Below are 23,598 nucleotides of genomic sequence, written 5' to 3'. Positions count from 1 at the left end.
AATCAGACAATATCCTGCGCGTACTGCCACAGCGCCTTCAGCTGCGCCAGCTTCTCTTTATCATCCGCATACTGCTGATACAGCATCTGCAGCTCATCGGCATAGGCCTGCAAAAACTCAGGCGTAAATACCTGACGACGGTGCTCTAACCAGCGCTGCTGCTCATGTTCATCGAGCGTGCCGGGGAAGTTGCGCGCCCGGTAGTTAAACAGCAGGCGTTCGATGCGCTTGTCGGCGAAGGTGATATCCAGCGCCGGCAGATTGCGCGGTTCGGTTTCCAGCACGATTTTCATCGCCGCGCGGTCGGCATCGCTAAAGAACCCATTGTAAAGCTGGGCGTCGACGTTTTCGGACGGCACGAACGGCTCGGCCTCGGCATACACCGCCACCACTTTCTCCCGCACCTGCGGATTCGCCCGCAGCAGCTGGGCATTCTCCAGACAGCGTTGAATGGAGATCCCCAGCCGGTCGGCATCCTGCGGGCGCAGGGTATTGGCCTGGGCCAGCACCGGACATTTGTTCAAATGCACCAGCTTAATCGGCGCCGCCGGCAGATCGCCAAGCTCGGCGCGCGGGGTGTAAAGCCGCTCGCGCAGGGCGTCGGCATCCAGCTCCAGCAGCGGCGCCATATCGCCCGCCAGATCGACCATGATCACCGCATTGCGGTTTTCCGGATGCCAGGCCAGGGGCGCCACCAGGCTGGTGTTGCCGCGCGCGGCGCCGAACATGCCGGAGACATGCACCAGCGGCTTCATTTGCGGCACGTCGATGAGCGTCGCCAGCTTGCGCTTATTGCGGTGGCTGTAGAGATAGTCAAACAGCCGCGGCTGCCGGGTTTTCACCAGCTTCGCCATGGCGATGGTGGCGTAAACGTCGGCCATCGCGTCATGGGCGTTCTGGTGTTCAATACCGTTGGCGACGGTCAGATGTTCAAGCCGGAAGCTCGGCAGACCCTCGTCATTCTCCGGCCAGACGATCCCTTCCGGACGCAGGGCATAGCAGGCGCGCATCACGTCGAGCAGATCCCAGCGCGAGTTATCGTGCTGCCAGCTCCAGGCATAAGGGTCATAGAAGTTGCGATAGAAGATATTCCGCGTCACTTCGTCGTCAAAGCGCACGTTGTTATAGCCGACGATGCAGGTCTGCGGCACCGTGAACAGATCGTGGATGCGGCGGGCAAACGCGGCCTCGTTATCCCCTTTGGCCAGCGCTTCCTGCGGGGTGATCCCGGTGATCATCACCGCCTGCGGCTGCGGCAGATAATCGTCAGCGGGCTTGCAGTAAAACACCTCGGGCTCGCCGAGCACGTTTAACTCCGCGTCGGTGCGGATGGCGGCGAACTGCGCCGGCCGGTCAAGGGAAGGGCTGGAGCCGAAGGTTTCATAATCGTGGAATAAAAATCCGGGCTGGTTGACGCTATCTTGCATAGTCTGTTCATTATCCGTGGTGGCGTGCGACCGGTATGGTAAACGATTTGCCCGGTCATCAGAAGGGTAACGGCAAGCAACTTCCTCTGCTGTGTCATATTTTCTTGCAATTAAACCCTGATATGAAACGCGAAGTTCCGTAAAAAGGACGGCGGATCTGTAAATCTAGAGGATATGCCGTTGAAAGGCCGTTTGTTTATTGCTGTATCTTTGCTCGCTTCGAGCGTTTCCTGCGCATTTGCCGTCGACTTACCTGCTACGGTCGCGCCGCCTTCCATTCAGGCTGGCTCCTGGGTGCTGATGGATTACACCACCGGTCAGGTGCTGACCGCGGGTAACGAACATCAGCAGCGTAATCCTGCCAGCCTGACCAAACTGATGACCGGCTACGTGGTCGATCGTGCCATCGACAGCCATCGTATCACCTTTGATGATATCGTCACCGTGGGTAAAGACGCCTGGGCGAAGGGCAACCCGGTGTTCGACGGGTCATCCCTGATGTTCTTAAAGCCAGGGGACCGCGTCAGCGTCCGCGACCTCAGCCGTGGGCTGATTGTCGACTCCGGCAACGACGCCTGCGTCGCGCTGGCCGACTATGTCGCCGGCGGTCAGCCGCAGTTTGTCGCCCTGATGAATCAGTATGTCGAAAAACTGCATCTGCAGGACACCCATTTCGAAACCGTCCACGGCCTCGATGCCCCGGGCCAGCACAGTTCGGCCTATGACCTGGCGGTGCTGTCGCGGGCGATTATCCATGGCGAGCCTGACGTCTACCACATGTACAGCCAGAAAAGCCTGACGTGGAACGGCATTACCCAGCAAAACCGGAACGGTCTGCTGTGGGATAAAACCATGAACGTCGATGGCCTGAAAACCGGCCACACATCGGGCGCCGGGTTCAACCTGATCGCCTCGGCGGTGGACGGTCAGCGCCGGCTGATCGCCGTGGTGATGGGGGCCGACAGCCCGAAAGGCCGCGAGCAGCAGGCCGCGAAACTGCTGCACTGGGGTCAGCAGAACTTCGACACCGTGCAAGTGCTGCAGAAAGGGCAGAAGGTCGGCACTGAGCGCATCTGGTACGGCGATAAAGAGCAGATTAAGCTCGGCACCGATCAAGATTTCTGGTTAGCGCTGCCGAAGGCGGAAGTATCGCGGATTAAGGCGAAATACGTGCTGGATAAAAAGGATCTGGAGGCGCCGATCGCCGCCAACCAGCGGGTCGGCGAGATTTCGCTGTATGACGGCGACAAGGTCGTGGGCCACTATCCGCTGGTCACCCTCGAAAGCATCAATAAAGGCGGGGTGTTCTCGCGAATGAGCGATTACCTGCACCACGAGCTGTAACCATGATAACCGCCTCTTTGCAGGCGGTTTTTTTTCGGCTACCGCCCGGCAGACGCGGCGACAAAATCGCCGTTTTTTTCATCAGCCGCAATGGCGACTCTGTGAATTCGCGCACATACTGAGGGGGGATCTCCTGCTAGATTAACTGTACATTTATACAGTAATTTGTTCACAAAGGAGGCAAGATGAACTACAGCGTCACCACCCTCGGCAAGAAAACCATTGCCGGTTTCCATCTGGTCGGGCCCTGGGATCAAACCGTCAAGCAGGGGTTTGAGCAACTGATGATGTGGGTTGAGAACCATCAGGTGCCCGCCCGCGAGTGGCTTGCCGTCTACTACGATAACCCGGAGGACGTGCCAGCGGAAAAACTACGCTGCGCCACCGTGGTCGCCGTTGACGAGGATTACGTCATTCCCACCAACAGCGAAGGGGTGATACTGGCGGCAATTGCCGGCGGGGATTACGCCTGCGCCCGCGCGCGAGTGGTGGATTACGACTTCGCCACCCCGTGGATGCAGTTTTTCGACAGTCTGCTGCAGAGCACAACGCATCGCGTGGCCCCCAGGCCCTGTTTTGAGATCTATCTCAACGATGGCAACCACGACGGCTACTGGGATATCGACATGTATGTCCCCGTTGAGCGCGTCGCGTCGTAGCGGTTTACCCCTGTTCCGGACAAGGATTTTTACATTCCCGGCATGCTCCGGGCGAAATAGCAGTTACAATTGGCCTTTTCGTTTTGCCGGAGAGGGTTGTGCGCGCTGATAAATCACTCAAGCCATTTGAGATCCGCTTGTATCGCCATTATCGGGTGGTGCATGGTGTGCGGATTGCGCTGGCCTTTGTGCTCACCTTTTTGCTGGTGCGGCTGCTGAACGTGCCCGAGGGGACCTGGCCTCTCATCACCCTGGTGGTGGTGATGGGGCCGATCTCCTTCTGGGGCAACGTCGTGCCGCGGGCGTTTCAGCGCATCGGCGGCACGATCCTCGGCTCGGCGCTGGGGCTGGTGGCGCTGAAGCTTGAGCTTATCTCCCTGCCGCTGATGGTCCTCTGGTGCGCGGCGGCAATGTTCCTCTGCGGCTGGCTGGCGCTGGGCAAGAAACCCTATCAGGCGCTGCTGATCGGCATTACCCTGTCGGTGGTGGTCGGGGCGCCGCCCGGCGATATGCATACCGCGCTGTGGCGAAGCGGCGACGTGATCTTCGGTTCGCTGCTGGCAATGCTGTTTACCGGTATCTGGCCGCAGCGGGCGTTTATCCACTGGCGTATCCAGATGGCCAGCTACGTCACCAACTTCAACCGCCTCTACCAGGCCGGCTTCTCGCCAAATCTGGTGGATCGGCCGCGGCTGGAAAAACATCTTCAGCAGGCGCTCAACGACGTCGTCAAAATGCGCGGGCTGATCACTCCCGCCAGCAAAGAGACGCATATCCAGAAGGCGATCTTCGAGGCTATCCAGACCGTCAGCCGCAACCTCGTGTGCATGCTGGAGCTGCAGATCAACGCCTGGTGGGCAACCCGTCCGGGTCACTTCGTGATGCTCAATGCGCACACCCTGCGCGAGACGCAGCAGATGACCCAGCAGACGCTGTTGGCCATCGCCCACGCGCTGTACGAAGGAAACCCTCAGCCTGTGCGCGCCAACAATGAAAAGCTGAATGAGATTGTCCTCGAACTGCGCCAGCTGATGAAAGAGCAGGGGGACGACAGCCTGGCGGAAACCCCGATCCATGGCTATGTTTGGCTCTCTATTGAACTGGCACGCCAGCTGGAGCTGCTGTCGCATCTGATCTGCCGCGCATTGCGCAAATAAGCACCAGATGCGCCGGGTAACTGCATGGGTTGTTTCGATTCAGCAGCGTTTAGGGTTATGATAAACGCAAAGGAAAAAACATTGTCATCAGCGACTGCTAGCAGTTATGTTAGCCCTATAACGCAGTCGCTTTACGAATCCGAATCTCAATTATTAGGGGTGTAAAAATGGAAACAACTAAGCCTTCTTTCCAGGACGTACTGGAGTTTGTTCGTCTGTACCGTCGTAAGAACAAACTGCAGCGTGAAATTCAGGACGTTGAGAAAAAGATCCGTGATAACCAGAAGCGCGTTCTGCTGCTGGACAACCTCAGCGACTACATCAAGCCGGGCATGAGCGTGGAAGCCATCCAGGGCATCATCGCCAGCATGAAGAGCGATTACGAAGACCGCGTTGACGACTACATCATCAAGAATGCCGAGCTGTCCAAAGAGCGTCGCGACATCTCCAAAAAACTGAAAGTGATGGGCGAAGCCAAAGTCGAAGGCTAATGCCTGCTGTCCGGCGGCGGTCAGCGTCGCCGGACTGTTCAGCACTACCATCTCCTCAACGCATATTTCTGCGAAAACTTTGTCCCGGCAACTGCCTCTCCTCACCGACTCTTTGCTATACTGCCCCGCGAAAACGTATTGATATCGGAAAGGTTTCTCTCATCCTGGCCGGGCATCTGACGCAGCGGCGTCAGGGCGATATCTCAACACCTCTCACCTCTCCGACGATCGATTCGCCAGAAGACAAACTCAGGTGCTGACCGGGCGCGACAGAACTCTTCCGCTGCTTTCGCCGACAGGAGTCAACCCCACGTGATTAAGTCATTCTTTGCTGCACTCTCGTTTATCAGCCGTCTGCCGGTCCCGGCGCGGTTATCCCAGGGCCTGGAGATCGAACAGTACCAGCGCAGTATCGTTACCTTCCCGCTGGTCGGTTTACTGCTCGGCGCCATCGCCGGCGCGGTGGTGTACCTCCTGCAGCCATGGTGCGGCGTCCCGCTGGCGGCGCTGTTCGGCGCGCTGGCGCTGGCGCTGCTCACCGGCGGATTTCATCTTGACGGGCTGGCCGATACCTGCGACGGCATCTTCTCCGCCCGCACCCGCGATCGGATGCTGGAGATCATGCGCGACAGCCGGCTGGGGACCCACGGCGGTCTGGCGCTGATTTTTGTGCTGGTGGCCAAGGTGCTGGTGGTCGGCGAACTGCTGCTGCGCGATGTCAACCCCATCGCGGCGCTGGCGGCGGCCTGCGCCGTCGGTCGCGGGATGGCGGTACTGCTGATGTATCGCCATCGCTATGCGCGGGAAAAAGGGTTGGGCAATCTGTTTATTGGCAAGATTAGCCTGCAGCAGACGCTAACGACGTTGGCGATAGCGATCGCGCTGGCCACCGCCCTGCTGGGGCTGCAGGGGCTGCGCGCCGCGCTGATCGCCCTGGTGCTGATCGGGGGCCTGGGGTGGGCGCTGAAGCGCACCCTCGGCGGGCAGACCGGGGATACCCTCGGAGCGGCGATCGAGCTGGGCGAATTATTCTTTTTACTGGCGCTACTGTAAGGCCTGGCATCCACGGTGAGGAACAGAATGGAAACACTTTCGGCGTTACTGGCTGCCATTCCGCAGCCCGATGTGGCGGGCATGGCGCGCGCGCAGCAGCATATTGACGGCCTGTTAAAGCCGCCCGGCAGCCTTGGCCGTCTGGAGAGCCTGGCGGTGCAGCTGGCCGGTCTGCCGGGGCTGCAGGGGCAGCTGGCGCTGAGCGATAAAGCCATCGTGGTCATGTGCGCCGACCACGGCGTCTGGCATGAAGGCGTGACCCCTTCGCCGCAGGCGGTGACGGCCATTCATGCCGGCAATATGGTACGGGGCAACACCGGGGTTTGCGTGCTGGCGGCGCAGGCTGGGGTGAGAGTGGAGGTGGTGGATGTCGGCATCGACGCCGAGCCGCTGCCGGGCCTGATCAACCTCAAGGTGGCCCGCGGTAGCGGGAATATCGCCCGGACGGCGGCGATGAGCCGTCAGCAGGCGGAGACGGTGCTGCTGGCCAGCATGCGTTTCACCCGCCAGCTCGCCGCCGACGGAGTGAAAGTCTTTGGCGTGGGAGAGCTGGGTATGGCCAATACCACCCCGGCGGCAGCGACGATCAGCGTCCTGACCGGCAGCGACCCCGACGCGGTGGTGGGCTGCGGGGCCAATCTGCCGCTGGCGCAGCGAGGCCATAAGGTGGCGGTGGTGCGCCAGGCGATCGCTTATAACCAGCCGAACCCGGCGGACGGGCTGGACGTGCTGGCGAAGGTGGGCGGTTTTGATCTGGTGGGCATGAGCGGGGTGATCCTCGGGGCGGCTTCCTGCGGTCTGCCGGTGGTGCTGGATGGTTTCCTCTCCTACGCTTCGGCTCTGGCGGCCTGCCGCATGGCCCCGGCGGCGCACCCGTATCTTATCCCTTCGCACCTGTCGGCGGAGAAAGGGGCGCGGATCGCCCTCGACGCGCTGGGTCTGCGCCCGTATCTCGATATGGACATGCGCCTGGGTGAGGGCAGCGGCGCTGCGCTGGCCATGCACTTGCTGGATGCCGCCAGCGCGATGTACCACCAGATGGGGACCCTGGCGCAGAGCAACATTGTGCTGCCCGATAGCGCGCCAACGTCCTGATGATAAAGCGCATCGTTTCGACGATGCGCCGGGTTTACAGCGCCTGCTGCCAGACCGCCTGCGGTAGCAGGTAAACCTGCGCCGGGGCGCGCATACCGTCGCTGACAATATGGCCGATACCGCTGGCCATCACCGCCAGGGTGACGTCAAAGGCGTTCAGGCTGTCGCCGAAGCCGGCGGTCAGGTTGAGCATCGAGCCATTGGCCATCAGGTAGACGGTTTTGTCAGCCATGCGGTAGGCGTTGATATACGGCATCACCTCTTCCTGAGGATACTGGCGTAGGTATTCGCCGTCGATCTCTTCCGCCACGTGGCCGACGTTAAGGATAAACACTCCCGCTTTCGCCCGGTCCAGCGCCTGGCGATTAACCACGTTTTTACCGCCTGTCGCCGTGGCGACCACGTCCGCCGAGGCGATAGCCTCCTGGAGATCGACCACGTGCCAGCCGTCATAGGCCGCCTGCAGTCGACGGGCAGGATCGATCTCCGCCACCATCACCTGGCCGCCAAAAGCTTTTGCCGCCGCCGCGACGCCCTGGCCAACCAGGCCGTAGCCGATGACCAGCACTTTTTTCTCATGCAGGGTGAGATGAGTGGTCTGGAAGAAGGTATGCCAGGCGGTAAGTCCGACCATATGGCGGTTATGCAGCCCCTCTTTGACCGGCAGATCGTCCCAGTTAAAGATCGGATAGCCGGGCTGAATATCCCCCAGCCGATTGACGCCGGAGCCGGTGGCTTCCAGACCCGCCACGATGTTGCCGAACTCGCCGCGCTGGTGGAGGAGGGTGGTGATATCGGCTCCCATTTCGCACAGGTGAGTCGGCTGCCAGGCGATCGCTTTTTCCCATGACTGTTGCCAGTCGGCATCGCTCATATTGCGCCAGGCGCAGGCCTCGGCGCCACGCTCCACCAGCCAGGCCACCACGTCGTCCTGCACGGTGGTGGGGTTACAGGTGGTTAAAAAGACCTGAGCGCCCTTGTCGAGGATCCCCTGCACCAGCGGGATCATTTTCATGTCGAGGTGCATACAGCAGGCCAGGCGGACGCCGCTGAGGTCGGGCAGGGCGGCGACCTGGCGCAGGGTACGCGGCATATTCTGGCTGGCCCATGCCACTTCTTTCGCTAAAGAGATTTTATTATTCACTGGGTTATGACCTTCAGTTCGCAAAGGGGTATCCCCCTGACAGAAAAGGGATTCTATCAGTCCGGGCGAGAATTCACAGCCCTGTGCCGCCTGGAAATCGCCGCCCGTGCGATCCCCTGCGAAATACAGGGTTGTTAATGTAAGGTTAAAAAAAGAAAATAAAATATAAGTTATTCCTATGATCTGAGCGATAAAGCGATGTTGAGTGTCATTCCCGCGGGCCTGTTTTCACGGCTGCGGATTTTCCTTGGGCGGTTGAAGCCGCATGCGCTGCCGGTGGCTCGACGGCATATTGTGCTGGGATCCATCGGCGCCGGCACCGGCCTGGCGGTGACCAGCATGTTCAGCCACTGGCTGCTGGGCGAAGTTAACCTGTGGTTTATTGCCCCCATGGGCGCCTCGGCGGTACTCCTGTTTGGCGTGCCGAGCAGTCCGCTGGCGCAGCCGTGGTCGATTGTCGGCGGCAATGTGCTGTCGGCGCTGATCGGCGTCACGGTGGGTATGCTGGTGCCCGACCCGGCGCTGGCCTGCGGGCTGGCGGCGGCGCTGGCCATCGCCGGAATGTATTTTCTGCGCTGCCTGCATCCTCCCGGCGGCGCGGTGGCCCTGACGGCGATCCTCGGCGGCGCCGGGGTGCACAGCGAAGGCTATCACTTTGTGCTGACGCCGGTGCTGCTCAACTCCCTGATGCTGGCGCTGCTGGCCATCGTGTTTAACAATCTGGTTGGCCGCCGCTACCCCCATCCGCTGGCGGCAGAGGAGGTCAAATCCCGGACGGTGCCGCTGGGCATTTCGGTTACCCGGGAAGATATTCACGCCGCGCTGCTGGAAGGACAGTTCCTCGACATTGACGAAGACGATGTCCAGGAACTGCTGGAAAATATCGAACAGCAGGCGCGCCAGCGCATCGCGGCGGCTGGCCGCCGCTGACAGCGCTCTCCCGGCCGCGGGTTAGAGATCGCCGGTAAGATACTGGGCGACCCCGCGGCCAAAGCTCCAGTCGCCTTTCTGGTTGCTGATAATCGACACCATCAGATCATCGCCGCTCAGGCCGCAGTGCTCCGCCAGCTCCTCCTGCAATATGGCGAAGAAGCGCTGCTTCTGCGCGTCGCTGCGCGGGCTGGTATAGACCCGCACCACCACCAGATCCCGCGTGCGGGTCAGTCCGAGGCCGGTATCTTCAATCACCATATGGTGGACTTTGTTTTCGTGAACAATCTGGTAGCGGTCGCGTTCCGGTACCTCGAAGGCGCGCAGCACGGCGCGATGAGCGGCATCCAGCAGGGTTCTGATCTCCTGTTCCGTACGGCCTTCTATCAGGTCAAATGTCAGTAATGGCATGCAGGTGTTCCTTATCGTTAGGCAATAATCGCGGTCTGATAAAGATGCTAGCCGATGCCGTCGCGGGCAAAAGCCGCTATAGTTGAATACATTGTTTTTACTGGTGAACAATCAACATGAGCGAGAGTCGTCCGGAGAGTTACTGGGCCCATCTCTACTGGCTAACGGTGCTGGAAGAGCAGAAAAGCTATACCCGGGCCGCGGAAAAGCTGGGGATCAGCAAGTCGGCCATCAGCCAGAAAATCAGCGAGCTGGAGCGGGTGACCGGTAAAACGCTGGTCCATCGCACCACCCGCAGCGTCAGCCTCAGCGACGACGGGCTGCGGCTGGTGGCGGAGCTCAATGAGCCGTTTGGCCAGCTGCGGGATATTTTCACCGGCGCTTGCGATGAGGGCGGGCCGCTGCGGGGGACGCTGCGCCTGACCGCGCCGGTGGCTTTTTCCCGTCAACAGCTGGTGCCGGCGATCGCGCCCTTTTTGCATCAGCATCCCCAGCTGCATCTGCAGCTGGAGGTGACCGACCGGCTGGTCTCTCTCGGCAGCGAAGGGTTCGACCTCGCCATCCGCCACTGTCGGCGCGAGGCGCTCCCGGACACCCACGTCGCCTGGCCGCTGTGCCACACCGCGACGCTGATCGTCGCGTCCGCCGACTATATCCGCCGCCATGGCCGCCCCGAGACGCCTGACGATCTGCGTCATCACCAGTGCCTGACCTACCCCCGTGGGCCCCAGCGCCCGCAGTGGACGTTTGCCTCCCGCCAGACGCCCGATGAACGGGTGACCATCAACGTGCAGGGGCCGTTCGCCACCAACAACAGCGAGTCGCTGCGCGATGCGGTGCTGGCGGGGTTGGGGGTGGCGCTGCTGCCGGATTTTAGCGCCCGGGAGGCCATCGGCCGCGGGCAGGTGCAGGAGCTGCTGCCGGCGTGGCAGCCGGTGGAAGTGTTCGCCGATCGGCTATACGTCATCCGGCCCTATACTCCGCGGGTGTCGCGCGCGGTGGAGACCTTCAGCCGCTACCTGAAAGCGACCTTCAGCGAGCCGCGTCCAGCTCCCGCGCCAGCGCCTCGCTGAATCGGGGGAGCAGATGGCGCTCGCCGGGAAGCAACTGCGCCAGGGTGACAGTTTTGTCGGCGCGGTAGACCCGCCCGCTGCCAAGCTGCGCTTCGAAGGCGTTCGCCGCCTGATGCGCCGCGCTAAGGTCGGCGTCAATAAGGATCACCGCATGGGCCAGCACCACATGGCCGCCGCTCGCCGTCAGCGGCCGCCAGTACTGGGCGGTACCGACAATCTTACGCGCCGCCTCTCCCTCCCCGCAGGCGAGGTTATACCGGCCATCGCAAAAGGAACCGCTCACCGCCCGGGGGTGGCTGGCAACGCCGAAGCGCGCGAGGGTGCGCTGAAGCACAGCGCACAGCGAGTGATAGATGGGTTCGGCGGCTTCGCCGAGCGGCTGCTGCACCGGCCAGGCGAGGCTGAGGTTGATAATCCCCGGCCCCTGGGGCACCAGACCGCCCCCGGAGCGGCGGAGCCATACCGGCCAGCCCCGCCCGGCAAAATGCGCGCTGACCGCCGGCAGGTCCGCAAACTGACGATAGCTCCCCGGCACCACGAATCCCTGCGGCGCCTGCCAGAGCTGGGCGACGGCCTCGCCGGCGCAGGCTTTGGCAAACAGCGGCTGTTCTGCCAGGGTGGGGTCCTCGCAAAACTGCAGCGCCAGCGAGGCGGGGGTAAAGCGGCGTGGCCAGCAGTCGGCCAGGGGCAATAAAGACATGCATTCTCCTTACCGGAGGGCGCGGGTCGCGCCCTCCGAAGGCTGGTCAGTCGACGGTATGTTTTTTCATCAGCAGCGCGGTGAGTGCTGACAGCAGGCATCCCGCGGTCAGATAGAGGGCCACGCTGTGCCAGGCTCCCCCGGAGAAGGTGACCAGCGCCGCGGCGATAAACGGCGTAAAGCCGCCGCCGACTACGCTCGCTACCTGGTAGCCGACGCCGGCGCCGCTATAGCGATAGCTGGCGCCGAACAGCTCGGTAAACATCGGCTGCTGGACGCAGACCACCATATCATGAGCGATATTGGCCAGCATCAGGGCGAAAAACAGGATCCAGAAAACGGACTGACTCTCCAGCGCCATAAAGAACGGGAAACCGCTCAGCGTGCCGATTAGCGCCCCGGTAATGTAGATCCGCCGACGGCCAAAGCGGTCTGCCAGCCAGGCGAAGCAGGGGATAGTCAGACAGCTGAGGCCGCCCACCAGCAGGCCGATGTTGAGAAACAGCTCACGCGGCAGGCCGAGGTTTTGCGTTGAGTAATTGAGGGCGAAGGCGGTAACGATATACATGGTCAGCAGTTCGCACAACCGCAGGGCAATAATCAGTAAAAACGCCCCGGGATGGCGAAGCAGGGCTTCCACCACCGGCAGCCGCTTTTTCACCTGCGGCGCGTTGGCCTGGCTCTGCTGGGCCTCAAACTCCTGCGATTCGGCCATACCGTTACGGATCCACAGCGCAATCAGGACCAGCGCCACGCTGAACAGGAAGGGTAAGCGCCAGCCCCAGCTGAGAAACTGCTCGTCGGTGGTCAGGCTGCTGATCAGCGATACCAGCCCGGTGGAGAGCAGCAGGCCGACGCCGTAGCCCACCTGCACGCCGCTGCTGTAAAAGGCTTTTTTTCCCTTCGGAGCGTTCTCCACCGAGAGCAGCGCCGCGCCGCCCCATTCGCCGCCGACGGCAAAGCCCTGAACCGCCCGCAGGAATACCAGCAGCACCGGCGCCCACCAGCCGATCTGGCTGAACGACGGGAGCAGGCCGATGCAGGCGGTGGCGATACCCATCATCCAGACGGTCATCATCAGCATCCGCTTGCGTCCGAGACGGTCGCCGAAGTGGCCAAAGATAATCCCGCCCAGCGGGCGGAAAAGAAACCCGACGCCGAAGGTGGCAAATGCGGCAAGGGTGCCCATCGCCGGGCTGATTTGCGGGAAAAATTCGCGGTTGAACACCAGCGCGGCGGTAATGCCATAGAGAAGAAAATCGTACCAGTCGACCACGGCGCCGGCAAAGCTGCCCCATGCCGCCCGCCGGGCCCGATGCAGCGAATCCGGCGCCTCGTCGGGCTGCACGCTTATTGTTGAATCCATACCCTGTCCTGTCAGTCACATATTCGTTGTTATTGGAATGAGACGCTTTTAGCATTGCGTCTGCTCTGAGACTACCGCGCGGCGGCCGTGGAGGAAAGTAGTTTGCCTGCTAAGCGGAGAACTGGTGCAAAAATAAGCGGCCGGAAAGGCGGGCGAAATCACACCCTTTACTAAACATTCTGGCAATTTGCCAGCCAGCTTATACTTTTAATTAAATCAACGGATAACAAAGAGGAGCACCTTTTAAGAATTGACGTAAATGGTTTACACTTAACATGTCTCCTTCTCTGGAATGGTGAGTTAAATGCGTCTACTTCTTGCAGTTTTATTTTGTTCTGTCATGTTGCCTTCTGCTTATGCTGAAAAACTGCCTGCGCCGACAGGAAAACCTGTACTGACCATTTCCGGGAAAATCGGAAATACGAACGTCGGTGACAAGGCGGTTTTTGATCTCGCGATGCTGGAAAAACTGGGTATGAAGACGGTGGAAACTACCACCCCCTGGTACACCGGGAAGGTCCGTTTTGATGGCATTCCCCTTAATAAACTCATGGATTTAGTCGGTGCTAAAGGCCAATCCGTCCGCGTGCTGGCGCTCAACGACTACACCACCCTTATCCCGATGGACGATTTTTATAAATTCCCGGTCATTATGGCGTTAAAAATGAACGGCGAATATATGCGCGTTCGGGATAAAGGCCCGTTATTTATCGTCTACCCTTACGACAGCAGTGCTGAATTACAGAACCAGATCTATTATTCCCGATCGGCCTGGCAAGTTTCTAAGATTATTATAGAGTAAGGGTTGGATCTTGAATCGAATACTCACGGCTATTATTTTGTCGTTGTTTATTGTTACTGGATATATTACTTATCTGGTGCATGAGCGACAAAGTGAGTTGCAAAAATTTACCCGCTATACGGACTCGTGGTCAATGTCGCAGATGGTATCGGAATATATGCGACTGGAGTCTCGTCTGGCGGGCATGGCGATTGGGGCCGAAGGGGCGGACCACGATGAGGTGCGCCTGCGCCTCGAGATCATGATGAGCCAGATCGAACTTCTGCAGCAGGGCGATCTGGGTCGCTTTATTAATAAAAGCGAACAGCGGAAGGCGGTGGTCGCCACGCTGATCCGCAATCTCCATTTGCTTGATAAACAAGTTGACACCATGACGCCGGCGCAGGTTAAAGCGATCCTGCCGGTGTTAAGCGAGCTGGATGGTCCTCTGACCTCAATGGCGGCCGCCACGCTGACGCAAGATATTAATATCGTTAATATCACCCATGATAAAATTCAGCATCTCTATTATATCTACTCGGTGATCTCCATTTTGCTGATCGCCATGTGTATTACCCTCGGGCTGCTGATGCTGCGGCAGAATAATAACCTGCGGCGCGCCCACGTTCATATGAAAACCCTGGCCAACGATCTGCAGGCCTCGAAAGAGAAGCTGCAGGTGCAGAACCGTCGTCTGCAGTACGATGCCTACCATGATTCGCTGACCGGTATGCCAAACCGTCTCTCTTTCTGGCAGCGTCTGCAGGAGATCGTCAATCAGGTGCGTCCCTATAACGGATGCGCCGTGGTGATGCTTTTTGACCTCGACAGCTTTAAGGATGTAAACGATACCCTCGGCCATGACGCCGGCGATAAGCTGCTGCAGGATCTGGCCAGCCGCCTCTCTTTTTTCCGTAAAACCTCTGAGACGCTGTATCGCCTCGGCGGCGATGAGTTCGCGATGCTCTCTTACGATCTGACCGAAGAGATGGCCCTCGAGCGGGCCAATGTTATCCGGGAGAAGATCAGCCAGCCCTATCAGATCTACGATGCGCAGATTAATATCGACGCCTGCATCGGGATCGTGATCTCTGATGGCGAAAGCCGGACCGATTATCTGTACAAGTGCGCCGACCTCGCGCTGTATGAGGCGAAAAAAGAGGGCAGCGGCCATGTACAAATCTTCCGGCCGGGGATGCTGCAGCGTCTGCAGGAGAATAAATCGTTTGAAGACGATCTGCTGCAGGCCCTGTCCCATGACGAATTCAAAGTCTACTACCAGCCGATCGCCGATACCGTCACGCGCGAAATCTACGGCTACGAAGCGCTGGTTCGCTGGTTCCATCCGGTGCGCGGCGCCGTGCCGCCGACGGTGTTTATCCCGGTGGCAGAGAAAATCGGCCTTATCAATGCCCTCGGCGAGTGGGTGCTGAAAACCGCCTGTGCCGAAGCGGCCAGCTGGGCGACGCCGCTCAAGGTCTCGGTCAACGTTTCGCCGATTCAGCTGATGAACACCTCGCTGACCGACACCATTATCAGCGTATTGCAGCAGACTGGCCTCGACCCGCGACGGTTGGATCTGGAGATCACCGAGTCGGACGTGTTCAATGAGAACACCCGTTCGCTGGAAATTCTCAGCCAGCTGCGCGAGCAGGGCATTCAAATCTCCATCGATGACTTCGGTACCGGCTATTCTTCGTTGTCACGTTTAAGCTACTTCCCGTTCGACAAAATCAAAATCGACCGCTCGTTTGTTATTAATATTCCGGAGCAAAAAGACGATCTGGATATCGTGCGCCTGATTATCAGCATGGGAAAGAGCCTGCATATGCGTATTGTGGCTGAAGGCGTGGAGACCGAAGAGCAGTTGGCCTCGCTGCAGGCGCTGGGCTGCGACCTGGTGCAGGGCTATTTAATCGGCAAACCGAGTCCGCTGCGCTAATTTAAATGTAAACGGCTTAACATAATTATTGCGGGGCGATTTCAGGACACTGTAATCGCCTTTTTTATTTTATCAAAGCGTTAATCCCTGAGGGGTATAAAAAGGAGTAGAGGTAAAATTCACCAGCAAAATAATATCCTTCCCCTTTGAAAGAGGTATATGATATGCATCATATCGATTATTTCTGACCGTATCCTGTGCGACGGTAAAGTGAGGCGCAATCATGCAGCGAATTATTATTCCCACCCATTACGTTCATACCCGCAGCACGCCGCTGTGGACAAAGGAGACCGCGCCGGCTTCTATCTGGCGCCGCCATCTGGACGCTGGCACCCGCCAGGGGGTCTATCCCCGGCTGTCGGTGATGCAGGGGGCGATCCGCTATCTCGGCTATGCCGATGAGAGCAGCCCCGAGCCGGTTGAAACCCTGACCATTGAAGCCGGCCAGTTTGGCGTTTTTCCGCCGGAAAAATGGCACTGCATTGAGGCCCTGTCGGAGGACACGGTATTTAATGTCGACTTCTATGTTGATCCGAATATTCTCATCGAGGGCTAAAAGCATGAACAGTGAAAATAAAGGTTATACCTTAGCGGTAGAGAATGGCCGCCTTCAGCGGAAACAAGAAAAAATATTCCTCAAACCGATGGTATTGTATATTCCGCAGCAGGCGGTGGAGGCCGTTAATGGGCTGCTGAGCGATCTGCCGGACGACAATTTAGAGGGGGAGTTTGTGCTGACGGTCACCAATAACAATAACGGCGTCTCGGTCGATAAAAGCTTTTCCTCGCTGGCGGCGCTGCGCGACCCGCTCGCCGCGGCCGATGCGGTGAAGGAGCTGATCAATATCGTCCGCGGCTATGAGTCCGACGAAGAGACCAACGTTTGCGGCTGGTAAGGCCGCTATCCCGCTGCCGGCTGGCCGCTGTCGCCCGAGGCCATCTGCCCCACCAGCCACTCCCGCAGCGCGATAATATCCCCCCGCTGCGCTGCCGCCTCGGTGGTGACCAGGTAGTAACTGGCGCCCGGTAACGCGCTGCTGAATGGCGCGGATAACACTCCGCGCTGCAGCAGATCCCGCGCCAGCAGTTCGCTGGCGATCACCGCCCCCTGGCCAGCCACCGCCGCCTGCAGGGCATGGGTTTCATCGCTAAATGTTAACCCCGCGTCAATATTCAGCGTCGGCGGTCCATAGCGGCGACGCCAGTTCTCCCAGCTCGGCGAATCCGCCGGTACGTGCCGGTTGGCGACGTGAAATAGCGTCACTTGCGCCAGATCGTCAGGCCGACTGAGGGCCAGCGTCGGGCTGGCGACCACGATAAAGCGATCCTCATGCAGCAGCGTACAGCACAGATCCGGCTCGGGCGTTTCGCGATAGCGAATCGCGGCGTCCACCGTGCCCAGATGCAGATCCACCCGTTCGACGCTGGTGTGCAGACGCAGGTCGATAGCCGGAAAGCGGGCGGTGAAGTCCGCCAGCCGTGGCACCAGCCAGTGGGTGAGAAAATTGGAGGTGGTGGTGACGGTTAAGGATGGCGGCTGGCGGGCCTGGGCTATCTGCACAACGGCCTGCTCCAGGGCGCTGAAGGCGCGCTGGGTGGCGGCGTAGAGGATCTCGCCGTCGGCGGTCAGGCTGACGCCCTGCGCGCTGCGCTCGCAGACCCGGCACTCCAGGACCGATTCCAGCAGTTTAATCTGATGGCTGACCGCCGTCGCGCTGACGCCGAGCGCCCCGGCGGCCAGTTTAAAACTACGCTGGCGGGCGACGGCGTGGAAGGCGCGCAGGGCGCCCAGCGGCGGCAGGCGGGGTGTTCTCATGGCTGAGTTTTTCTCATCTATGGCTGAAAACTATGCGTTTGTGTGTCCCTGTATAGTGGCGATAGGCTACGGGCATGTAAAGACGATGGCATGAGTTATTTTCATGTCGTTTACGGTGTCAGGAGCTGAATATGCACGTTTTACACCACCATGCCGCCGCGGACGCGGCGGGAACCATCGACCCGCGCGGCCGCGCCATCGCTCTCAGCGTGGTCTTCGCCGCCGGGGCCTTGCTGTTAATCATAGCCCCCGTTATCGGGGCGAGCGGCACGCTGGGTCTGCTGGCGCTCCTGATCGCGGCCTTCGGCGCCGGATGGGGATTCGCGCGCGCGCAGCCCAGGCTCTATCGGGCGCCCCTGGCGGCGACGCGCTGGGCTTTCCTGCTGTCGGCGGCCGGCTGGCTGCTGGCGCTGGTGGCGTGGTATGGCGGTCAGGCCTGGCCGGCGCTGCTCCCCGGCGTGACGTTTGGCAGCGCGGGGGCGGCTGTCGCCTGGCGCGTTGCCGCGGGACGGGCGGCACTGTCGGGTAGCCGCGTCAGCGGCGCCACGGCGCTGAGCGTGGCTGTCGCCATCGCGGCGACGCTGCTGACCTGGCACACCGCCGGGGCAGGACGCGGCGGCGTGTGCTTTGCCTTCGCCGTGCTGCTGGACTGGTCGCTGCTCGGCGCGCTGATTGTGCGGATCCGCCAGCAGGAGAGTGCGGCGTAGCCGCTGGCGCTTGCTGGGCTTGAGCGAGCCGATCAAGCGAGACGGGATAAGTCGTCCGGCAGGGTGATAAATTTCTTCTACACTGTTACTGGCATCACATTCCTGCGCGGCTGGCATCTCAGCCGGCCGCCGTCGGCATTCAGCCCAGGCACGGGCCTGCAGGCTGGTTATCCTGAGAGAGGAGTCTGTAACATGGCATTTGTCACCACCCAAGACGGCGTCAATATTTACTTCAAAGACTGGGGTCCAAAGGAAGCTCAGCCGATTGTTTTCCATCACGGCTGGCCGTTAAGCGCCGACGACTGGGATAACCAGATGTTGTTTTTCCTTGCCGAAGGTTTTCGGGTCATCGCTATCGACCGCCGGGGCCATGGCCGCTCCGATCAGGTCAGCGAGGGGCATGATATGGACCATTATGCGGCAGACGTCTCGGCGGTAGTGGAGCATCTGGATCTGCACAATGCGGTCCATGTTGGACACTCTACCGGCGGTGGCCAGGTTGCCCGCTACGTGGCCCGCTACGGTCAGCCGCAGGGGCGGGTGGCGAAGGCGGTGCTCATCAGCGCCGTCCCGCCCCTGATGGTCAAGACCGAACAGAATCCTGGCGGCACGCCGATCGAGGTGTTTGACGGTTTCCGCAAAGCGCTGGCGGCTAACCGCGCCCAGTTCTATCTCGACGTCGCCTCTGGCCCGTTCTATGGCTTCAATCGTGACGGGGCGGAGGTGTCGCAGGGGACGATCCAGAACTGGTGGCGACAGGGGATGATCGGTAGCGCCAAAGCCCATTATGAAGGCATCAAGGCGTTTTCAGAAACCGACCAGACCGAAGATCTTAAGTCGATTACGCTGCCGGTGCTGGTTATGCAGGGGGATGACGATCAGGTGGTTCCCTATAAAAATGCCGCTATCCTGCAGGACCAGCTGCTGCCCAACAGCCAGTTGATCATTTATCCTGGCTTCCCGCACGGGATGCACACTTCTCACGCCGATACCATCAACGCCGACCTGCTGGCGTTTATCCGCGCCTGATCTTCCCTTTCGCCGGGCGGAAAGCCGTCAATGGCCTTCCGCCAGCGCCCTGGCCGCCAGTCGCCGGGGCGCGCCGGTTGACGAGCAGGGGAAATCTGCTTAACTCATGGGATACCTGACGACTATTTTTCCCCTGGCAGGATAAAACACCGGGTTTCCTGTCGGAAGCCCGGTGGAATTCTGCGCAAGAGACAAGAGAGAGACAATGAAATTAGCCGGACTTCATCCCGACGAGCAGCGTCGCCTGCAATCGCTTCGCTCTTCCGGGCTGTTGAATAGCGGAAAAGAAGAACGCTTTGATCGCCTGACCAGGCTTGCCCGTTCGCTGTATAACCTGCCGGTGGCCTCCATCAGCCTGGTAGGGGAAGATCTGCTGCACATCAAATCCTGTGCCGGTCTGGATGTGGACACGGTGCCGAGAGATATTTCATTTTGCGCCCATACCATTTTGCAAACCGACCCGCTTATCGTTAACGACATGCAGCAGGACGAGCGTTTTCACGACAATCCGCTGGTGATTCAGGCGCCGTTTATCCGCTTTTACGCCGGGTACCCGGTTCAGCTGCCGGATGGCGCGACGGTGGGGTCTTTTTGTCTGATGGACCATCAGCCGCGTTCGTTCTCCGCGCATGAAATACAGATCTTAAGCGATCTGGCGGCGATCGTGGAGGATGAGTTCAAGGTGCTGGATGCGGCAACCTCCGATGAGCTGACGGGACTGTTTAACCGCCGGGGATTCCTCACCCTGGCCGAGTATGCCCTGCTGACGGCCCAGCGCCGCCATGAGCCGGTGAGCCTGGCGTTTGTCGACCTCGATCGCTTTAAGCACATCAACGATACCTGGGGGCATGAAGAGGGCGATCGCGCGCTGATCGCCATCGCCGATTTGATGAAAACCGCCTTCCGTGAATCCGATATCCTCGCCAGGCAGGGAGGCGATGAGTTTATTATTCTGTTCGCTAATACCAGCCGCCACGATGCCGCGACGGCAATGGAGACGCTCAGCCACAACGTAGCGCGTTTCAATCAACAGGCGGCTCACCCCTGGCAGCTGGCGTTCTCCTGGGGCTGCGTCGAGTACGATCCCGCCAGCCATCCCAGTCTCAACGCGCTGGTGGCCACCGCCGACCGCCTGATGTATCAGGCGAAGCAGAAACAGGGGCGCGAGCGCCGTTAATCCTTTACCGCGGCGGCATTGAGCAGGTACTGCTGCGCCTGCTGCCGCTTTTGTGCATAGTCACCGAGCAGCGCCTGCTGCGATTTCCCAGCGTTGTCGTAAAACAGGCCGCCTTCGTCGGCGATAAAGCGATAATGCTGTTCCAGCTGGCCTATCACCCAGTCGATACGTTGCAGGGTGAGCAAGGTGCAGGACTGGCCATGCAGGTCGTCTTCAATATCCAGCACATGGGAGCGGAAGGCTTCCAGGGCAAACAAGCGGCGCAGTGCGGAAGGGTCAGCCAGCGCCGTCTCCCAGCGCGTCGTTATCTGCTGAAAATGAGCCTGTACCTGCGGGGCTGCCCGCCGGGCGCGAAGCCATACCAGCTTGCGCCGGTAGCTTTCGACGGCCAGCCGCTTCATCTCGCGATACTGCGCCAGCTGCTGTTCGGCATTGGGCACCCGGGTCATCAGCCAGCTAAAAAAGAAGCGGGTCTCAAAGCGCTCGACAAAGTGAAACAGGGGATCGGCCAGACCGTTGCTGTTGAATTCTCTCAGCGGGTCGAAGGGATACATATAGCCAAAATCGAACAGCCACAGCTGCTCCTCCCGGTCCACCAACAGGTTCCCGCTACAGAGATCCCACTCCATCAGTCCCTGCTCCTCGCAGGCTTCCAGCGTGGTGAACAGCTGGGCGATCAGCGGCGGGGTCAGCTGGTGAATCGGCTCGCCATCGATCCAGGGGGAGAGCAGGATGCCGAGGCGATAATCGGCATACAGCGTTGGGACGATGTGGGTGAAGCGCGGTGCGGTATTTGGGTCATCCTTCAGCCGTTGCAACGCCTGTCGGCGCTGTACCTCATTCAAAAACGACAGCTGGCCGTTAAGATTGGCAACGCCGGCGACGGCACGTCGTTTCTTTAAATTATACTCTTTACCGGCGATGCGCAGCCGGTAAACCTCGCCGGTCAGACCCGAACCGTATACCTGCACCACATAGGGGGAATCCGGACCCAGCGCGGCGAGGCTCTCCGGCGGCAGTGGACAGTGGTTGACGTCGCCGACGATAAGCGGCTGACCGCTGCGGTCAAACGCCTGCTGCTGCTGTTGTCTGAGGTTCATGGCGCCTCCTTATAAGACATAGGACAGAGTGATTCATTCACGCTATCTCACCCGCAAGCGTCAGCAAAATCATCCTACCGCCGGGCGCTTTTTCAGGCTGAGCGGCGGCGTGTTCATGGAGGATACCTGGGGCGTAGGGTGGCGGTAGCGAAAGGCAAGCGTCTGAAACGCATATCTGTCGCCGTTGTCAATGAGGTGCTTGCCGGGCTGGATGCGATTCTGCGTTAAGGCCAGAGACGCAGAAAAGCAAAAAGCCTGCTCGAAAGCAGGCTTCTTAAATGTGGCTCCTCTGACTGGACTCGAACCAGTGACATACGGATTAACAGTCCGCCGTTCTACCGACTGAACTACAGAGGAATCGTGTGGAGTCGTATCTTAGCGGCGAAAAATCTTTTGTCAAACATCAATTCGTCCGTTCAGGTGCAACTGCCGCTTCCATCAACAATTTGTTGTCATTTCCGACAATTATTACGGAAAAATACTTTGCAGGATATCCATTTCTCGATCATCATTTGAAATGTTGTTTCAACATCTCTCACTAAGGTCTCTCTTGAACGTCACCTCCGCCGTACGCCAGGCAGTCGAACGGACATCCTGGTTTAAAAAACGTCAGCGTTATCGTGTGCTGTACTGGCGCGAAATCAGCCCCCTCGCTGTGCCCATTCTGCTGGAAAATGCCTGCGTATTGTTGATGGGGGTGTTGAGCACCTTCCTTGTCAGCTGGCTGGGAAAAGAGGCCATGGCCGGGGTGGGTCTGGCCGATAGCTTTAACATGGTGATCATGTCGTTCTTTGCCGCCATCGATCTGGGTACCACGGTGGTGGTGGCCTTTAGCCTTGGCAAGCGAGATCGGCGGCGGGCGAGAGCGGCCGCGCGCCAGTCGCTGGCCATTATGACCCTGTTTTCCATTGTGCTGGCGGGGGTGATCCACGCCTTTGGTCAGGAAATTATTAATTTTGTCGCCGGCGATGCCACCCCGCAGGTCAAGGACCTGGCGCTGACCTATCTCGAGCTGACGGTGCTGAGCTATCCGGCGGCGGCGATTGCGCTGATCGGCAGCGGGGCGCTGCGCGGGGCCGGTACCACTAAAATCCCGCTGTTAATCAACGGCGGGATGAACATCCTCAATATCCTAATCAGCAGCGTGCTCATCTATGGCCTCTTCTCCTGGCCGGGGCTGGGCTTTGTCGGCGCCGGTCTCGGGCTGACCATTGCCCGCTATATTGGCGCCATCGCCACTATCTGGGTGCTGATGGTGGGCCTCAATCCCGCGCTGCGGCTGTCGCTGAAAGGCTACTTCAAACCCTTTAACTTCGCCATTATCTGGGAAGTGATGGGGATCGGCATCCCGGCCAGTATCGAATCGGTTCTGTTCAATGGCGGTAAGCTGCTGACCCAGATGTTCGTCGCCGGGATGGGCACCAACGTTATCGCCGGCAACTTCATTGCTTTTTCGGTGGCGTCGCTGATTAACCTGCCGGGCAACGCCCTCGGCTCCGCCTCGACGATCATCACCGGCAAGCGGCTGGGGAAAGGGCAGATTGGTCAGGCGGAATTCCAGGCCTGGCATGTGTTCTGGCTGTCGACCATTATTTTGACGCTGATTGCCTGGGGCAGTGCCCCGTTCGCGGGCTTTATCGCCTCTTTCTATACCCATGAAGAGGATGTAAAAGAGGTGGTGAAGCAGCTGCTGTGGCTCAACGCCCTGTTTATGCCGATCTGGTCGCTGTCGTGGACTTTACCCTGCGCCTTCAAAGGCGCCCGTGACGTACGCTATACCATGTGGGTGTCGATGCTCGGTATGTGGGGCTGCCGGGTGGTGGCGGGCTATACGCTGGGCATCGTGCTGGGGATGGGGGTGATCGGCGTCTGGTTAGGGATGGTGCTCGACTGGGCCGTGCGCGGCGTGCTGTTTTACTTCCGCATGGTGAGCGGTCGCTGGCTGTGGAAGTACCCGCGGGTGAAGGCCTCAACGCCGGAAACCTGATCCGTTTGCCGGATAAACGCCATTTTTTGCGCAAAGTGAGGAATTATTCGGCAAACGATTCATTTTATTAAAAACAGGCTTTACAGCGTCCGGCGTCATCGTTAATATGCGCCCCGTTCACACGATTCCTCTGTAGTTCAGTCGGTAGAACGGCGGACTGTTAATCCGTATGTCACTGGTTCGAGTCCAGTCAGAGGAGCCAAATTTAA

General features: G+C 59.6%; 24 protein-coding genes, 2 tRNA genes and 1 pseudogene. 18 read left to right on the top strand and 9 right to left on the bottom strand.

All coding sequences use genetic code 11. The features are described 5' to 3' along the window. Positions 1 to 2 precede the first annotated feature (2 nt). On the bottom strand, positions 3 to 1,427 hold the full coding sequence (gene sbcB / locus ACLEXF_RS07880) for an exodeoxyribonuclease I (RefSeq protein ID WP_064187759.1): 1,425 nt from the start codon (positions 1,425 to 1,427) through the stop codon (positions 3 to 5). Positions 1,428 to 1,607: 180 nt separating this feature from the next. On the opposite strand from sbcB, the gene dacD reads away from it, so the two are divergent. From dacD to cobT, 6 genes are all read left to right on the top strand, one after another. Beyond that, a complete protein-coding gene (gene dacD / locus ACLEXF_RS07875) occupies positions 1,608 to 2,771 on the top strand; it encodes a serine-type D-Ala-D-Ala carboxypeptidase DacD (RefSeq protein WP_004203546.1) in 1,164 nt (387 codons plus the stop codon). A 185-nt stretch (positions 2,772 to 2,956) separates the two neighbouring features. Next, entirely contained in the window at positions 2,957 to 3,430 is a 474-nt protein-coding gene (gene sbmC, locus ACLEXF_RS07870; RefSeq protein WP_264974681.1) for a DNA gyrase inhibitor SbmC, read from the top strand. Positions 3,431 to 3,528: 98 nt separating this feature from the next. Further along, positions 3,529 to 4,587: an FUSC family protein gene (locus ACLEXF_RS07865; protein ID WP_004203544.1), complete on the top strand. Its 1,059-nt coding sequence runs from the start codon at positions 3,529 to 3,531 to the stop codon at positions 4,585 to 4,587. Between the two features lie 167 nt (positions 4,588 to 4,754). Continuing rightward, a complete protein-coding gene (locus ACLEXF_RS07860) occupies positions 4,755 to 5,078 on the top strand; it encodes a DUF496 family protein (RefSeq protein ID WP_002911883.1) in 324 nt (107 codons plus the stop codon). Between the two features lie 312 nt (positions 5,079 to 5,390). Next, a complete protein-coding gene (gene cobS, locus ACLEXF_RS07855; RefSeq protein ID WP_017899696.1) occupies positions 5,391 to 6,131 on the top strand; it encodes an adenosylcobinamide-GDP ribazoletransferase in 741 nt (246 codons plus the stop codon). A 27-nt stretch (positions 6,132 to 6,158) separates the two neighbouring features. Then, a complete protein-coding gene (gene cobT / locus ACLEXF_RS07850; protein ID WP_043875011.1) occupies positions 6,159 to 7,226 on the top strand; it encodes a nicotinate-nucleotide--dimethylbenzimidazole phosphoribosyltransferase in 1,068 nt (355 codons plus the stop codon). Positions 7,227 to 7,260: 34 nt separating this feature from the next. Here cobT and ACLEXF_RS07845 read toward each other — a convergent pair whose 3' ends face one another. Then, positions 7,261 to 8,370: an adenosylhomocysteinase gene (locus ACLEXF_RS07845; RefSeq protein ID WP_004203536.1), complete on the bottom strand. Its 1,110-nt coding sequence runs from the start codon at positions 8,368 to 8,370 to the stop codon at positions 7,261 to 7,263. Positions 8,371 to 8,568: 198 nt separating this feature from the next. Here ACLEXF_RS07845 and ACLEXF_RS07840 point away from each other — a divergent pair, with 198 nt between their 5' ends. After that, positions 8,569 to 9,300, top strand: a complete 732-nt coding sequence (locus ACLEXF_RS07840) for an HPP family protein (RefSeq protein WP_017899693.1) — start codon at positions 8,569 to 8,571, stop codon at positions 9,298 to 9,300. 21 nt (positions 9,301 to 9,321) lie between these two features. On the opposite strand, the gene ACLEXF_RS07835 is transcribed toward ACLEXF_RS07840, so the two are convergent. Next, positions 9,322 to 9,711, bottom strand: coding sequence for a tautomerase family protein (locus ACLEXF_RS07835; RefSeq protein ID WP_023318664.1), 390 nt, complete (start codon positions 9,709 to 9,711; stop codon positions 9,322 to 9,324). Positions 9,712 to 9,827: 116 nt separating this feature from the next. Here ACLEXF_RS07835 and ACLEXF_RS07830 point away from each other — a divergent pair, with 116 nt between their 5' ends. Continuing rightward, the gene (locus tag ACLEXF_RS07830) at positions 9,828 to 10,784 is read left to right on the top strand and encodes a LysR family transcriptional regulator (RefSeq protein WP_023318663.1); all 957 of its coding nucleotides are present in this window, start codon (positions 9,828 to 9,830) and stop codon (positions 10,782 to 10,784) included. Here ACLEXF_RS07830 and ACLEXF_RS07825 read toward each other — a convergent pair. Together ACLEXF_RS07825 and shiA are read right to left on the bottom strand one after the other, a co-directional pair. Then, positions 10,744 to 11,484, bottom strand: coding sequence for a lipoyl protein ligase domain-containing protein (locus ACLEXF_RS07825; protein WP_064794272.1), 741 nt, complete (start codon positions 11,482 to 11,484; stop codon positions 10,744 to 10,746). The genes ACLEXF_RS07830 and ACLEXF_RS07825 overlap by 41 nt on opposite strands. A gap of 46 nt (positions 11,485 to 11,530) precedes the next feature. Continuing rightward, positions 11,531 to 12,850, bottom strand: a complete 1,320-nt coding sequence (gene shiA / locus ACLEXF_RS07820; RefSeq protein ID WP_080841673.1) for a shikimate transporter — start codon at positions 12,848 to 12,850, stop codon at positions 11,531 to 11,533. A gap of 304 nt (positions 12,851 to 13,154) precedes the next feature. On the opposite strand from shiA, the gene ACLEXF_RS07815 reads away from it, so the two are divergent. Together ACLEXF_RS07815 and ACLEXF_RS07810 are read left to right on the top strand one after the other, a co-directional pair. Beyond that, complete coding sequence (locus ACLEXF_RS07815) at positions 13,155 to 13,652, top strand: molybdopterin-dependent oxidoreductase (RefSeq protein ID WP_017899688.1); 498 nt, start codon at positions 13,155 to 13,157, stop codon at positions 13,650 to 13,652. A gap of 10 nt (positions 13,653 to 13,662) precedes the next feature. Beyond that, complete coding sequence (locus ACLEXF_RS07810) at positions 13,663 to 15,573, top strand: putative bifunctional diguanylate cyclase/phosphodiesterase (protein ID WP_032425933.1); 1,911 nt, start codon at positions 13,663 to 13,665, stop codon at positions 15,571 to 15,573. Here the strand turns inward: ACLEXF_RS07810 and ACLEXF_RS07805 are convergent. Continuing rightward, positions 15,544 to 15,798, bottom strand: a pseudogene (locus ACLEXF_RS07805) (hypothetical protein). The gene ACLEXF_RS07810 and the pseudogene ACLEXF_RS07805 sit on opposite strands and share 30 nt — an antisense overlap. Here ACLEXF_RS07805 and ACLEXF_RS07800 point away from each other — a divergent pair. Both ACLEXF_RS07800 and ACLEXF_RS07795 read left to right on the top strand, forming a co-directional pair. Further along, positions 15,797 to 16,129 carry a DUF1971 domain-containing protein gene (locus tag ACLEXF_RS07800; RefSeq protein ID WP_004203524.1) on the top strand — a complete coding sequence of 111 codons (333 nt, stop codon included), beginning with the start codon at positions 15,797 to 15,799 and terminating at the stop codon, positions 16,127 to 16,129. The pseudogene ACLEXF_RS07805 and the gene ACLEXF_RS07800 overlap by 2 nt on opposite strands. A gap of 4 nt (positions 16,130 to 16,133) precedes the next feature. Then, the gene (locus ACLEXF_RS07795; RefSeq protein ID WP_004203520.1) at positions 16,134 to 16,469 is read left to right on the top strand and encodes a DUF1869 domain-containing protein; all 336 of its coding nucleotides are present in this window, start codon (positions 16,134 to 16,136) and stop codon (positions 16,467 to 16,469) included. Positions 16,470 to 16,474: 5 nt separating this feature from the next. On the opposite strand, the gene ACLEXF_RS07790 is transcribed toward ACLEXF_RS07795, so the two are convergent. Further along, on the bottom strand, positions 16,475 to 17,389 hold the full coding sequence (locus ACLEXF_RS07790; protein WP_049093796.1) for a LysR substrate-binding domain-containing protein: 915 nt from the start codon (positions 17,387 to 17,389) through the stop codon (positions 16,475 to 16,477). Between the two features lie 131 nt (positions 17,390 to 17,520). Here ACLEXF_RS07790 and ACLEXF_RS07785 point away from each other — a divergent pair, with 131 nt between their 5' ends. From ACLEXF_RS07785 to ACLEXF_RS07775, 3 genes are all read left to right on the top strand, one after another. Continuing rightward, entirely contained in the window at positions 17,521 to 18,096 is a 576-nt protein-coding gene (locus ACLEXF_RS07785) for a hypothetical protein (protein WP_231786916.1), read from the top strand. 192 nt (positions 18,097 to 18,288) lie between these two features. Next, positions 18,289 to 19,125 carry an alpha/beta fold hydrolase gene (locus ACLEXF_RS07780; protein ID WP_004203515.1) on the top strand — a complete coding sequence of 279 codons (837 nt, stop codon included), beginning with the start codon at positions 18,289 to 18,291 and terminating at the stop codon, positions 19,123 to 19,125. Positions 19,126 to 19,330: 205 nt separating this feature from the next. After that, positions 19,331 to 20,302: a sensor domain-containing diguanylate cyclase gene (locus ACLEXF_RS07775; protein ID WP_049093797.1), complete on the top strand. Its 972-nt coding sequence runs from the start codon at positions 19,331 to 19,333 to the stop codon at positions 20,300 to 20,302. On the opposite strand, the gene ACLEXF_RS07770 is transcribed toward ACLEXF_RS07775, so the two are convergent. Together ACLEXF_RS07770 and ACLEXF_RS07765 are read right to left on the bottom strand one after the other, a co-directional pair. Further along, complete coding sequence (locus tag ACLEXF_RS07770) at positions 20,299 to 21,402, bottom strand: AarF/UbiB family protein (protein WP_407259706.1); 1,104 nt, start codon at positions 21,400 to 21,402, stop codon at positions 20,299 to 20,301. The two genes, ACLEXF_RS07775 and ACLEXF_RS07770, sit on opposite strands and share 4 nt — an antisense overlap. Before the next feature lie 281 nt (positions 21,403 to 21,683). Further along, positions 21,684 to 21,759, bottom strand: a tRNA-Asn gene (locus tag ACLEXF_RS07765). Positions 21,760 to 21,764: 5 nt separating this feature from the next. Between ACLEXF_RS07765 and ACLEXF_RS07760 the strand changes: the two genes are divergently transcribed. The 3 genes from ACLEXF_RS07760 to ACLEXF_RS07750 all read left to right on the top strand — a co-directional run bounded on the left by ACLEXF_RS07760 (position 21,765) and on the right by ACLEXF_RS07750 (position 23,591). Further along, complete coding sequence (locus tag ACLEXF_RS07760) at positions 21,765 to 21,944, top strand: DUF5951 family protein (protein WP_219633510.1); 180 nt, start codon at positions 21,765 to 21,767, stop codon at positions 21,942 to 21,944. A gap of 8 nt (positions 21,945 to 21,952) precedes the next feature. Continuing rightward, positions 21,953 to 23,389, top strand: coding sequence for an EmmdR/YeeO family multidrug/toxin efflux MATE transporter (locus tag ACLEXF_RS07755; RefSeq protein ID WP_004203508.1), 1,437 nt, complete (start codon positions 21,953 to 21,955; stop codon positions 23,387 to 23,389). Between the two features lie 126 nt (positions 23,390 to 23,515). Then, positions 23,516 to 23,591 (top strand) — tRNA-Asn (locus ACLEXF_RS07750). Positions 23,592 to 23,598: the final 7 nt, after the last annotated feature.

It is taken from the genome of Klebsiella pneumoniae complex sp. WS1778 (assembly GCF_049472055.1).
GTDB lineage: Bacteria > Pseudomonadota > Gammaproteobacteria > Enterobacterales > Enterobacteriaceae > Klebsiella > Klebsiella quasipneumoniae.
This window is presented reverse-complemented; position numbering and strand designations above follow the sequence as displayed.